Origin of the sequence: Frankia tisae (assembly GCF_025403405.1) — a bacterium.
GTDB lineage: Bacteria > Actinomycetota > Actinomycetes > Frankiales > Frankiaceae > Frankia > Frankia tisai.
The window spans coordinates 1-13,285 of the sequence record NZ_JANEZT010000184.1; the positions used below are offsets into that span (position 1 = coordinate 1).

The 13,285-nt window shown below is 72.8% G+C and carries 7 protein-coding genes and 1 pseudogene; 5 read left to right on the forward strand and 3 right to left on the reverse strand.

Features of this window, described 5'->3' with window-relative positions; genetic code table 11:
* A pseudogene (locus NBZ85_RS17945) lies at window positions 1-263 on the forward strand (hypothetical protein); the annotation flags it as partial.
* A 524-nt stretch (window positions 264-787) separates the two neighbouring features.
* On the opposite strand, the gene NBZ85_RS17950 reads toward NBZ85_RS17945, so the two are convergent.
* Window positions 788-2,530 carry an acyl-CoA dehydrogenase family protein gene (locus NBZ85_RS17950; protein WP_261555219.1) on the reverse strand — a complete coding sequence of 581 codons (1,743 nt, stop codon included), beginning with the start codon at window positions 2,528-2,530 and terminating at the stop codon, window positions 788-790.
* Between the two features lie 953 nt (window positions 2,531-3,483).
* Between NBZ85_RS17950 and NBZ85_RS17955 the strand changes: the two genes are divergently transcribed.
* From NBZ85_RS17955 to NBZ85_RS17970, 4 genes are all read left to right on the forward strand, one after another.
* Window positions 3,484-7,605, forward strand: coding sequence for a diguanylate cyclase domain-containing protein (locus NBZ85_RS17955; protein ID WP_261555218.1), 4,122 nt, complete (start codon window positions 3,484-3,486; stop codon window positions 7,603-7,605).
* Window positions 7,606-7,720: 115 nt separating this feature from the next.
* Entirely contained in the window at window positions 7,721-8,656 is a 936-nt protein-coding gene (locus NBZ85_RS17960) for a ribokinase (protein WP_261555213.1), read from the forward strand.
* Window positions 8,657-8,850: 194 nt separating this feature from the next.
* Window positions 8,851-9,231, forward strand: coding sequence for a response regulator (locus NBZ85_RS17965; RefSeq protein WP_261555212.1), 381 nt, complete (start codon window positions 8,851-8,853; stop codon window positions 9,229-9,231).
* A complete protein-coding gene (locus tag NBZ85_RS17970; protein ID WP_261555211.1) occupies window positions 9,228-9,959 on the forward strand; it encodes a histidine kinase in 732 nt (243 codons plus the stop codon). Before NBZ85_RS17965 ends, NBZ85_RS17970 begins: the two co-directional genes overlap by 4 nt.
* 54 nt (window positions 9,960-10,013) lie before the next feature.
* On the opposite strand, the gene NBZ85_RS17975 is transcribed toward NBZ85_RS17970, so the two are convergent.
* Both NBZ85_RS17975 and NBZ85_RS17980 read right to left on the reverse strand, forming a co-directional pair.
* Window positions 10,014-11,627 (reverse strand): PAS domain S-box protein, encoded by a 1,614-nt coding sequence (locus tag NBZ85_RS17975; protein WP_261555209.1) that lies wholly within the window; start codon window positions 11,625-11,627, stop codon window positions 10,014-10,016.
* Between the two features lie 104 nt (window positions 11,628-11,731).
* A complete protein-coding gene (locus tag NBZ85_RS17980) occupies window positions 11,732-13,261 on the reverse strand; it encodes an NAD(P)/FAD-dependent oxidoreductase (protein WP_368861403.1) in 1,530 nt (509 codons plus the stop codon).
* Window positions 13,262-13,285 lie beyond the last annotated feature (24 nt).

Genomic DNA, 13,285 nt, shown 5'->3' on the forward strand with positions numbered 1-13,285 from the left:
CACCGGACCCGCCACCACCGGAGCCGCCGGACCCGGACCCGCCACCGCCGCCACCACCGGAGCCGCCGGTGTTTCCGTTGCCGGCTGGAGGCTGGCTGCCTGCGGAGGGAATCGAGGGTGCGGTGCCTGACCCACCACCGCGCGGCGGGGTGGTGGTGTGGATCCCCGTGCCCCCGCTGCGTGGGGGCGAGGCGGCCGGCGGCCCTGTCTTCCCGGGCTGGCGGGTCGCACCTCGCGGCGGGGTGGCCGGGCTGCCCGCGTGATTGGACCCGGCGGGCGCGGGAGGCACGCCCGCCACCCGGCCTGGCGTCGCGGTGCGCCCCCGGCTGGATGGGGTGTCCCGCGGGTAGTTCGGGCCGGCCGGCACGCGGCTGTCCGTCACATCGTCGGTGGGCTGGGCATATGCCTTGTCGTCCTTCGTCGCATCCGGCGCCTGGGTGCCCGGCTGCCCGTCGCGCCCAGCTGTGGGCGAGGACGAGCCGGACCTGGGCGGGACCAGGAAGAAGCCGTTCGTGGCTGGATCGTGATCACCGCCATCACCAGTCCCGATACCCTGGGTCGCGAGTAGCCCGAACGCGACAAGAGCCACCGATCCGGCGCCGGTGACGATCCCCGCTCGGCGGCGATCGGGGATCCATGCCCACTCGGCCCGTCCGCGGACCAGGCCGAGAACTCCTGCAAACACAATCAGCCCGGCGACCGCCAGGCAGAAGTACATCATGGAAACCCCCCGGGCGCAGTCGCCTACCAGGCTAGGGGCGATCCATCGCTATTCGTCGCAAGGGAATTACAAAGAGATTCTGCCATCATCTCGCTCGTGACGGGTATCACCGATTGAATCGGTAACACTATCTACCGAAGCAATCCGGTCGAGGATACCTGCGGTATCAACCCCGGGCGGCAACGTTCCGAAAGCGAGACCCCCGTCACCGGCGACCCGGCTCGCGCAGAAGGCGTCCGCAACCGCGGGCGGGGCATACTGGACCAGTAGCGAACCCTGCATAACAAGCGCCAACCGTTCGACGACGCGACGCGCGACGAACGGATCGGCCGCCGCCCGCGGCAATTCCGCGCGCAGCCGATCCCAGGCCCGATCGAGCCGGGCGTCCGCGCCGCGAGCCGCCTCGATCTGCACGGACAGTGCGTCGAGGCCGTCCGGTTCACGGTCGAGTGCCCGCAGCACGTCGAGCGCATTGACGTTGCCCGCGCCCTCCCAGATCCCGTTGAGGGGCGCCTCCCGGTAGAGCCGGGGCATGCCCGACTCCTCCACATAGCCGTTTCCGCCGAGGCATTCGAGGGCCTCGGCGGCCACGCCCGGTGCCCGCTTGCATATCCAGTACTTCGCCACGGCTGTCGCCAGGCGTTTGAACGCCTGCTCACCACGGTCGCCGCGAGCGGCCCGGTCGACGGCTCCCGCGACCCGCAGCACCATGGTGGTCGCCGCCTCGGATTCCAGGGCCAGATCGGCCACCACATTGCGCATCAGCGGGGCGTCGATCAGCCAGGTTCCGAAGGCCCGCCGGTGGCGTATGTGATGCGCGGCCGCCATGACCGCGGCCCGCATCCCGGCCGCGGACCCGAGGCCGGCGTCGAGCCGGGTCATCGCCACCATCTCGATGATGACGCGAACCCCACGCCCCTCCGCGCCGACCAGCCAGGCCACGGTGTCGTCGAACTCGGGTTCGCTGCTGGCATTGCTGCGGTTGCCGAGCTTGTCCTTCAGGCGCTGAATGCGGAATGTGTTCCGGCTGCCGTCCGGGAGCACCCGCGGCACCCAGAAACAGGACAGCCCGCCAGGTGCCTGCGCCAGGACCAGAAAGACGTCGTTCATCGGCGCACTTGTGAACCACTTGTGGCCCCGTAGCCGATAGGTGCCATCCGCGGCCGGCGTCGCCGTCGTCGTGTTCGCCCGAACGTCCGAGCCGCCCTGCTTCTCGGTCATGCCCATGCCGGCGAGCAGCCCGGCCTTGCCTGCCGGCGGGCGCAGCCCCGGGTCGTAGACCCGGCTGGTGAGCAACGGTTCGTACCTGGCCGCGAGATCGGGGGCGGCCCGCAGCGCCGGGACCGCGGCGTAGGTCATCGACACGGGGCACAGGTGCCCCTGCTCGACAGTGCCCCAGACGAGGATGTTCGCCGCCCGCGCGACATGCGCGCCGGGGCGGGGGTCCGCCCACGGTGCCCCGGTCAGCCCCTCCCGCACCGCCACCTCGAGCAGCGCGTGCCAGGACGGGTGGAAGTCGACCTCATCGACACGATTGCCGTAACGATCATGTGTGCGCAGTTCGGGCGGGAACCGGTCGGCCTCCTCCGCCCAGCGCCGGGCCTGTTCGGTGCCGGCCAGCCGTCCCAGGCGGCGCAGGGCGTCCAGGTGCCAGCCGGCGCCTTCCCGGACCAGCGCCGCCAGCAGCGCCGGATCCGCGGACGCGTCGTGGCCGACCAGGGGCGGCGGCTGATTCGTCACCTCATGCGTCCGGGCGGGAGACGACCGCGGAGCCACAGTGGGCCGCTGCGCCTCGATCGACGAACTCATCGCCACTCCTCTCGACGAAACGTGCGACTTGCGACGGTGGCAGACCCGGCGCCCGGCGTGCCCTCTGGCAGCGGGTCTACCCGGTCCCTGCCGACCCCACCTGTCCGGCCCGGCCACGCCTGCCCGGATGGGCTGTGTCAGCCCGATCGGTCGGCGTGAAAACGAGAGCAACATATTGGTTTGCGGCGCCCGCCGGCCATCCGGAAAAAACCGTCCAGCGGGGATATAACCGCCATCCGGACAATTCGCGGCCGGTCGCCGCGAGCGCGACTGTGCATTTGTGACGACCGGCGGGCGATGGATCCGAACCGCGCCGGGAACGGGCGCGGATGACCGGCTCGGCCGCCCCGGCCTCGTCCTCCCCGCGACGAACGGACCAGGGCACCGGCCCACCGACGGGCGGCCGTCGCGGAACAAGGCCCGTCCCCTCTGCAGAGGTCACCGCCAGGTCCTGGAGCACGTCGTGATCAGTTGATCATGCTGCGCGATGCTCGAATGGGCTAGACCACCCAGGCACTACGGAGAGTCTCGAGGAACACCGAAAGTAACCTCAGGCTCGTCGGGAGGATCGCGAGCGGTGGCAGCGTCACGACAACAATTCGCCGCCAGATAGACACGCTACGTCACTCTCAAACACCCAAAGTTGAGGCTACCAGGAGCCACGCCGCCGAGATTGACGCAAAGTATTGGCGAAACAGCCCTGAGTATCCATCATTCTGCCGGCGGGGAATCCGGACCGTCGTACCGGCCTGCGCCGACATCCAACCCATTGCTGTGCGCTGCACACGGGCGGGCCCGGCTGTTACCGGGCGCGCGGCGGCCGATGAAACTCGCGGCGCTGATACTCGTATGCTCACCCACAACCGGGAGGAATCGCCGCCCGGAAATCAGAATACGTTTACTCACGGTGAGATCCGTCGAGTCCGGGCAACGTTGTCGGGCGGGGCGCGCAGATGATCAGAGGTGGCCGGATCGGCGGGCGGCGATCACCCCGCCGCGTCATGGCCGCGCTCGCGGCCCACCGCGAACCGGCCCACCACGAACCGGCCCACCACGAACCGGCCCACCACGAACCGGCCCGCCGACGGCGGTTCCTCCCGCCGCTGGCCATCCTGGTGGCCATCCTGGTGCTCGGCTCCCTGGCTCTTCACATGGGCGCCGATCTGCTGCACCGGGAGGAGGCGTCGAGGCTGGCGGCCCGGGCCGAGACCGTCGAGCAGCTCGCGCGGTGGGAGTCCGACGCCGACGCCCCCGCGGGGCTGTCGGCCGCCGTCGACCGCGTCCCCTTCCGGCCAGACGACGGCGCCACCAACGCGCGTCTCCTCACCGGCCTGCAGCTCACGCCGTCGGGCGACGTCACCCGGCTACTGGCCCTGGTTGACCGGGCCGGCACCGTCACCGCGGCGTACCCGCGGGGCAGCACCGTGGTTCCACGCGACCTCGGCGCCGCCCTGTCATCGGCGTGGGCCGGCACGGGCGCCGTGTCTCCCGTCTTCACGCTCGGCGACGCACCGGTCCGCGCCACCGTGGTCCCGGTCGGGTCACCGCGGCCGTGGGCCGCGCTGGTGTCCGTCTCCGCCCAGGAGATCAACCTTCAGCTCCTGGGCGGCATCGCGACCGTTCTCGGAACCAGCAGCGGCAGCGTGTCGACGATCGACCCGAACGGCGTCCCGATCGCCTCGACCAACCCCGCGCTGCCCGGCCGGCAGATCCTGGCGGCCGCGGAGCTGCGCCGCTCCCTTGCCCGCGGCGACGCCCCGCGGATCTGGCAGTCGTCCGGTCCCAGCGGGACGACGACCCACATCACTGCGTCACAGCCGGCGACCGGGTATCTGACCTACTTTCAACAGCCCACGAACTCCCTGTACGCCGACCTGCGGGCCAGTGGCGACCGGCGCAACCTGACCCTGCTGGCGGTCGCGTTGACCGGCGTGTTGTGCATCGTCTTCCTCGGGCTGCTGCGCGAGGCCGCCGCCCAGCGTCGCCAGGCCGGGCTGCGGGCGCTGTTCGCGGCGGCGCACGACATCGTCCTCGTCACCGACCCGACCGGCCGGCTCACCTTCGTCAGCCCGGCCATCGTTCCCCTGCTGGGCCATCCGGACGAGCCCTGGTTGGGACGGATGGTGACCGAGCTGGCCCATCCCGACGACGCCATCCGGCTGCTGCGCCTGATCGAGAACCCGACCACGGGATCACTGCTCGACGTCCGGCTCACTCCGGCCAGCGGCGCCGATCGCTGGTTCGACATCGCTGCCCGCCGGCTGCCGGAGCGGGCCGCCGCCGCCGAGGTCCTGATCACCTGCCACGCCGTCGGCGAACGCAAGCGCCAGCTCGACCAGCTCGGTTACCAGGCGGGCCACGACGTGCTGACCGGACTGCTCAACCGGTCGACCTTCGAGGAGGAGCTCGCCGCCACCGCCGCATCCCCGCGCCCCGCCGGCACGAGCGCGGTCCTGTTCGTCGACCTCGACCGGTTCAAGCAGGTGAACGACTCCTTCGGGCACGCAGCCGGCGACCAGGTGCTGCAGACGGTGGGCGCGCGGATCCGGTCCGAGCTCGGCGCGGCGGACGCGGGTGGTCGCTTCGGCGGCGACGAGTTCGGGATCCTGCTGCGCGGCACCGACGAGCCCGCCGCCCGCGCGGTCGCCGCCCGGATCATCCGCGCGGTGGGCCAACCGATCCTCGTCGACGGCTACGTGGTGCGGGTTGACGCCAGTGTCGGGCTCGCTCTGGCGGGCGCCGGACCGGCCCGGCCCGAGCGACTACTGCGGGCCGCCGACCAGGCGATGTACCGGGCCAAGCAGGCCGGGCCGGGGCGGTACGCGGTGGCGATGCCGGGCCCGCCCGGCGCGGCGGGGAAAACCGGCGCGGCCGGTGCCGACGCGGACGAGTTCACGATCGCCGAGCCGCTCCCGGTCGCGTTCCCCGACGGCACCATGGACGGGATCGTCGTTCCCGAGACGGTGGGACCGCAGGCCGCCGCGGACCAGGCCTGCGCCGAACCGGCCGGGCAGCCCCCCGGGACCAACCCCGAGGAGATCACCGACGGCGCGGCGCCGGCATCGCAGGCCGGGACGCCGAGCCGGATGGACCTGTGGTGGCCGTCCCGGCAGCAACGGGCCAGCCTCCGCGCCCAGCTTTCCCGGGCCGTCCCGCTGCTGGCCCTGAGCGCCGTGATCCTGACCACCACCATGATCACTCTGGGGATCGAGAACACCAACCGGCGGCGGGCCGAGGCCCAGCGGATGGCCGACAGCCATGCCCTCGCCATCCGTCTCGCCGGCTTCGCGGCGGACCTGAGCCAGCCCCGGCGTCTGATCGACCCGGTCTCCCGGCTGCCCTGGTCGCTGACGGACCCGGCGGCCGACGCCCGGACGCTGGCCATCCTCGCCACGCCGAGAATGTCGGCAGTGGACACCCCGCTCGCCCTCGTCGGCACCGACGGCCGCCCCCGGGCGATCGAGCCCCCGGGGGCGGCGGTGCCGTTCCCCGCGCACAGCCCGATCTGGGGCGCCGCCCGCGACAACGGCCTGACCGTCCCGGTCCTCGACGAGTCCGGCGGGGCCCGGATCTACAGCATCGTGCCCGTCCGGCGCGCTGGTCGCAGCGTCGCGTTCCTGGTGCTGGGCCGGACGCTGCACGGGCCGCCGGGCGCGGAGATCGCCCGCGCCCTCGGCCGGGGAGGCGCCGCGACGGCGACCGCCGGCTCGGCCCAGAACCTCGGGATGACGATCAGCATCGTCGACGAGCACGGTCGGGCGGCGATATCGAACGACGCCACCACGGTTGGGCGGATCGTCCTCGACCCCGGCGAGCTGCGCACGATCAGGCCGGGCCACAGCAAGCGAGTCACGGCGCGCGACAGCCACGGCAGCCCTCGCATCTCGGTGGCCACCGAGATCCCCAGCAGCCCCGCGCCGGCGTACCTCGTGCTGCGCCTCGACTACCGGGGGACGGCGGGGTCGCAGCCCAACCATGCCCTCAGCGATCTGCTGCTCGTCGCGATCGTCGTCGTCACCGTCGCCGGGCTGACGCGGGCGATCCTGCGGCAGGACCAGGCGATCCGGCGCGACGGCACGCGGCTGCAGACCCTGCTGCACGAGTCGCACGACATCATCATCAACCTCAACCGGGCCGGTTGCCCGACGTTCATCAGCTCCGCGGTCGAGAGCCTGCTGGGGTACCCGGTCCAGACCAGGATCGGGCTGCCGCTGGTCGAGCTCGTCCATCCCGAGGACCGGGCCGGGATGCAGGACTTCCTGGCCGAACGGCACCGCGCAAGCCCGGCGTCGCTGCTGGACATCCGGCTGAGCACGGCCGACGGCGGGTACCGGTGGTTCGACATCGAGGTCGGTGTCTGGCGGCCCGCCTCCGGCCCGGGCTACCTCGACGGCGGCCTGCTGCTGACCTGTCACGAGGTCGGGGAGCGGCGCCAGCTGCAGGAACAGCTGCGGCAACGGGCGACTCGCGACCCACTCACGGGGCTGGCGAACCGGTTGGCACTCACCGAGCTGCTTGACCACCTGGCCCGGCAACAGGCGCCCTTCACGATCCTGCTCGTCGACCTCGACGACTTCAAGCCGGTAAACGACACCTTCGGCCACCAGACGGGTGACGACGTACTACGCACCATCGCCGCCCGGCTGACGGAGGTACTGCGATCGCAGCGCGGCCGAACCCCGAACCGGCCAACCACCGACCGGCCGACCACCGACCGGCCGACCACCGACCGGCCGACCACCGACCGGCCGACGAGGCCGCCCGGCTCGGCGCCACCGGACGGCGCGGTGTTCCGCCTCGGCGGCGACGAGTTCGTCATGGTGCTGCCCGACATCGACGCCGACGCCCTGCGGCGCACCGCCCAGCGGGTGCGTGAGACCGTCGCGGCCCCGATCCTCTCCGCCGGCCACGCCATCGTCATCGGGGCGACGGTGGGGCTGGCGTCCTCGCGCACCGTCGGCGGCGGGGCCGGCCCGCGCAATCCCGATCTCGTCGTTCGCCATGCCGACGCGGACATGTACAAGGCGAAGCGGGCCGCACGGGATCGGCGGGCGAGGTTCCCCGCGGCCCGCTGATCCGCGGCTGCTCCCATCCGGCCCCCGGCCGCGGCCCGGCTCTGCCACGATGGGCAGGCCCGGCCGCCGGCGACACCGGGCGGCGCGCCGGTGACCAGGTCGCGGGAGGCGCGCGGTGGGACGGGTCGTGGTGGTCGGCTCGACCAACATGGACGTGACGACGCGCGTGGACCGCATCCCCGGGCCGGGCGAGACGGTGATGGGAAGCTCGGTGGCGCTGTCCCCCGGCGGCAAGGGCGCCAACCAGGCGGTGGCGGCCCGCCGGCTGGGCGCCGAGACGGTCATGGTGGGCGCCGTGGGCTCCGACGGTTTCGGCTCGGCGCTGCGGGAGTTCCTGCGCGGCGAGGCCGTCGACGTCGCCCCGCTGGCGGTCGTCGACGGGCCGAGCGGCACGGCCGTGACCATGGTCGACGGTGCCGGCGAGAACGTGATCGTCGTCGTGCCGGGCGCCAACGCCGCCGTCTCGGCAAGCGGACTGGATGCGCTGCGACTGGGCCCGGGCGACGTGGTACTGCTGCAGAACGAGATCCCGGCGGCGGTGAACGCCGCGGCGCTTCACCGGGCCCGAGCCGCCGGCGCCCGCACGATGCTGAACGCGGCCCCGCACCGGCCCACCGCAGCCGACCTGCTCGCCGCCGCCGACGTGGTCCTGGTCAACGAGCACGAGTTCGCGAGCCTGGTCCCGGCCGCTGTCGGCGTCGGCTCGCTGCCCGGCCCGCGGGCCCTGGTCGAGGTGCGCGAGCTGCTCGCCGACGGCGCCGGACCCAACGACAACATCGTCGTCACTCTCGGCGGCGCCGGGGTGTGCGCGCGGATCGCCGGGACGGTCGTCACCCTCGCCGCGCGGCACGTCCCGGTCGTCGACACGACCGGGGCCGGCGACTGCTTCTGCGGGGCGTTCGGCGCCGGCATCGCCGCCGGCCTGCCCGCGGCCACCGCCCTGTTCCACGCGAACCTTGCCGCCACCATCGCCGTGCAGCGAGCCGGCGCCGGCATCGCGATGCCGACCCGCGCTGAACTCGACGAACTGTTGACCTCCGGCGGCCCGTAAGGACCGACCGGCACAGGGGTGACGCTGGTCATATATTGCCCGCGGCCGCCGCTCCGGTGCTGCCAGCCGGCCCAACTGCTGCCGAGTGTCGACGGGAGCCTCTGGTACACGAGCGGTTACCGGTACCGTTGCGGCCAAGGAGATCCGGGCCGGGGGGTGCGGCAGGGGATGCGGCGGCGGAAACTGGTGGGGACATGGATGCTCCGACGGCGCTCGTCGTCGACGACAACGAGATGTTACGCGCGCTACTGAGCCGGATCCTGGGCGCGGAGGGGTTCCTGGTGAGCGCCGCGGGCTCCGTCGAGGAGGCGCTGCTCCTGGATGCCGCTGCCCACGACGTGCTGCTCATCGATCTACGGCTCGGCGGCCGCTCGGGCGCAGATCTCATCGACGAGCTGCGCCGGATCGACCCGGCGGTGACGGCCCGCTGCCTGGTTCTGACCGGCGCCGCGGGGCTGGATCCGGTGCCGACCGGCTTGTCGGTGGTGACCAAGCCGTTCACCGCCGACGAACTGGTCGCCGCGGTTCGCACGGTCGTCCCGGCGGATCGGGTACACAGGGCCGACCGAGGGTGACGACGCAGACCGACGGCGACGAACCGGCGAGCACGACGAAGACCGTTCCGGCGCGGACCCCAGCCTGCCCCGACCTCCGCCGGCCGGGACCGGAGGGCTGCCCGCCCGCTCCGTCGTTCGACCTGCTCCACCTGATGGTCGCCCTACAGGAGCGCGGGCACCGGTCACTGACGGAGCGGATGCACGACGGCCCGATGCAGGAGTTCACCGCCGTCCTGCTCGACCTGGCCAGCGTCCGGCGTCGGCTGTCCGGCGACCTCGCCGACCGCGTCGGCGAGGTCGAGAACCATCTGCGCGCCGCGACGAACGCGTTACAGCTACCGCCGGGCGTCTTCCGCTTCGGCTACGACGCGCGCCAGTCGCTGACGGCGGGTCTGACCCTGCGGATCGCCGGCCTGCTCGTCGACCGCCTGGACACCGACCTCCAGGTCGACGAACATCCGCCCACCCACGCGGAGATCTCGGTGGTGCTGGCCACCGCGCAGCTGCTGCTGCAGGCAAGCGATCCGGTGGGAACCGGCGAGCACGCCTGGCTCGCGGTGCGGTCCGCGCCGGCCGAGGTCAGCCTGCTGCTGCGAGTCCGGCCGCGCGCGTACGAGCCGCCAGCGGACGCGGCGCGGGCCGCACGGTTGCGCCCGGTCGCCGACCTGATCGGCGTCGAGCTGCGCCACGACGCCTCGACCGGCGGCTGGAGTGCCGCGTTCCGCCTCGACCGCCCCAGCGCCTGACGCGCCTGACGCCGACCCGGTACTCCCGACACCCCTTGTGCCCCCGGGTACCGATCAGGTCGCGACCGGGCCGTCGAGGACAGCGCGCACCTTTGCCAGCAGCACCTGCTCGGAGAACGGCTTGCCCAGCAGCGCCAGGCCCTGATCGAGGGTTCCGTTGTGCGCCAGCACCGGGTAGGCGTAGCCGGACATGAACAGCACCCGGATGCCCGGCCGGTGCCGGCGGACGAGTGTGGCCACGGTCCGGCCGAGGACCTGCGGCATGACGACGTCGGTCAGCAGGAGATGAATCTCGGCAGGGTGGCGAACGGCGAGCTCGACGGCGCGATGCCCGTCCGCCGCGGTGATGACCTGGTAGCCGTTGCGGGCCAACAGGCGCCGGGTGACCTCGCGCATCGCTCGCTCGTCCTCGACGACGAGGATCGTCTCGCCGCCGGTGAGGATGGCCCCGTCGGAGATCGGTTCGGGGTCGACGGCGACGCCGTCCACCGCCGGCAGCAGGATGCTCACCGTCGTCCCCAGGCCCACGTCGGAGAAGATCTCCGTGTGGCCGCCGGCCTGGGTGATGATGCCGTACACGGTGGCCAGGCCGAGGCCGGAGCCTTCTCCCTTGCGCTTGGTGGTGAAGAACGGCTCGAAGGCGCGGCTGACCGTCTCCGCGGTCATGCCGCTGCCGCTGTCGCTGATGCGCAGGCTGACATGCCGGCCGGCCTTCAGGCCGGGCCGCTCGCCGGCGATGTCCTCATGGACGAGGATGTTCGACGTGTCGATCGTGAGCTTGCCGCCGGCCGGCATCGCGTCACGCGCGTTCACGGCCAGGTTGACCAGCACCTGTTCGAGCTGACCGGCGTCGGCGAAGACCGGCCAGGAGTCGGCGGCCGGCAGGGTGATCAGCTCGACGTGTTCACCGAGGGTGCGCCGCAGCATCTCCTCGATGTCGCGCACAACATCGTTGAGGTTGAGCACCCGCGGTTGGACGACCTCCCGGCGGCCGAAGGCGAGCAACTGGTGGGTCAGCCGGGTGGCCCGTTCGGCGGCCCGCTGGACCTGCTCGATGTCGCGGCGGGCCGCCTCCCACTGGCCGCCGTCGCGTTCGGCCGCCGTCGCCACCACCTCACTGACGAAGGCGGTGTAGTTGATGATCACGCCGAGCAGGTTGTTGAAGTCGTGCGCGACGCCGCCGGCGAGCTGGCCCAGGCTCTCCAGCCGCTGCGACTGATGGAGCTGGGCCTCGATCTGCTTGCGCTCGGCCTGCGCACGCAGGCGTTCCCGTTCCGCCTGCGCCTCCAGCCGGTCGGTCACGTCCCGAATCGCCGCCGTGATGAGGATTTCGCCCTCGCCCTCGATGGCCAACAGGGAGATCTCCGCTGGGAACTCGCTGCCGTCGCGGCGACGGCCGGCGAGCGCCATCCCCGCGCCCATCGGCCGCGGCTGCGGGTCCCGCAGGTAGGAACCACGGTGATGCGGGTGCAGGCGGCGGCCGGACTCGGGGATCAGGATCTCGACAGGCTCGCCGTGCAGTTCCTCCCGGGTGTAGCCGAACAGGCGCTCGGCCTGTGCGTTGACCAGCGCGATCCGGCCGTCCGCGCGGACGCCGACGATCGCGTCCGGCGCGGCGTCCAGCAGGCCGCGGGCGAGGGGACTCGTGCTGTCATCCAGGTGAACCACCCCACGGGGTGAACTTCGTGCTACAGACAGAAAGATCGTAGCGTCGGCGCCGGCCGCCATCATCACCCTCGCGGGTAGACCTCGGGCTGAACAACACCAAAGTCTCAGCCAGCCACATCCCTGGCGGCCACGGACTCCGTCGGACGGGTGCTACCCAAGCCGACCTCGGGCCGTCTGCTGGGGCTCTCCGCCGGCGGATCGGGGCGGGCGCCACCGAGATCGGCCACGACGGCCTCGGCGGCGCGTCGCCCGGAGTACAGGGCACCCTGGATCGAGCTGGTGTCCCGGTGATCGCCGCACACGTAGACGCCGGAGGGGGTACGCACCGGCCGGCGGAGCACATGTGGGCTCGTCATGGTGGGCAGCGCCCGCGCCACCGGGTAGCTGGCCAGCAGCGTCCAACCGGCGGTGTCGGTGCCGTAGAGGGAACCGAGGTGGGCGCGCACGGCCCGCTCGATCCCGGACGACGCCACGGCCGCTTCGTTCGGGTCCGTCAGGCTGAGCGGCCCGGTCGCGCGCAACGGGTCGGTCATGTCGAACTGGCCGGGCGGCGTCACGACGGCCGGCATGTCCTCGGGCACGCCCAGTACCGACGCGGCGATCAGCGCGGACCCCGGCGGTGCATACGAGGGAGCCACCTCGCTGAGGACCACCGTGTTGATCACTGGCCCGGTTCGGCCCGGGCGAGCCGGCCGCCGCGCGTCGACGGCGCCCTCGACGACGAGCGCCCCGCGGCGCAGCGGCGGTTCGTCCGCCCGGAAGTAGTAGGTCGTCACACCGTGCCAGGCCGGCTCGGCGATCCCCGGTACCAGCCGGGCCGCGGTGGTGCCGTCGGTGGCGACGATCACCGCCCTGGCCCGCAGCGACTCCCCGCCGCGGGAGCGCACGCCGCCCCGGGTGACGATGTCGGCGGGGCAGCCCAACCGCACCGTGCCCGGCCGCAGCCGGGCCGCGAGCTGGCGGGGCAGCGCCGCCATTCCCTCGGCCGGCAGCACCGGCGCCCGGCTGGCGAAGCTGCGCCAGACGAGATGGAAGAACCGCGCCGAGGTCGCGAGATCCTCCTCCAGGAAGACGCCGCGTAGCAGCGGCGCGAGTACCCCGTCGATCGCGTGGGCGGACAACCCGCGGGCCCGCAGCTCGTCGCGGGTGCTGCGCTCGGGCCCGGCGACCAGCGTCGACGGCGCCGCCAGGCGGTCACGCGCCGTGAGGGCCGCCAGCCGGGCCAGGTCCGCGGCCCGCAGCGCCCGCCCCGGCACCAGGCCCGCGAGCGCGTCCGCGGCGCCGACCGGATCGCCGAGCACCACCGACCGGATGCCATCGCGCAGCACCAGCCCACGAAAGAACGGTTGCGGTCGCAGCGCCGGCAGGTCGATCTGGCGCCGGATCTCCGGGTAGGACGGCAGCAGCACCTGGAAGCCGCGATCCAGGCGGAACCCGTCCACCTCGTCGGTGCGGACCCGCCCGCCGACGTCGTCGGCCGCCTCCCAGACCACCACGTCGAGCCCCTGGTCGGCGAGCAGTGTGGCGGCGGACAGCCCGGCCAGCCCCGCTCCCACGATCGCCACATCGGCCGTCTGCATGGCCACCACCCCGTGTCGGTACGCCCGCCGGTCGCGGTGCTCCCACCGCTCTATGTACCCCCGGCCACGGCCCTATCC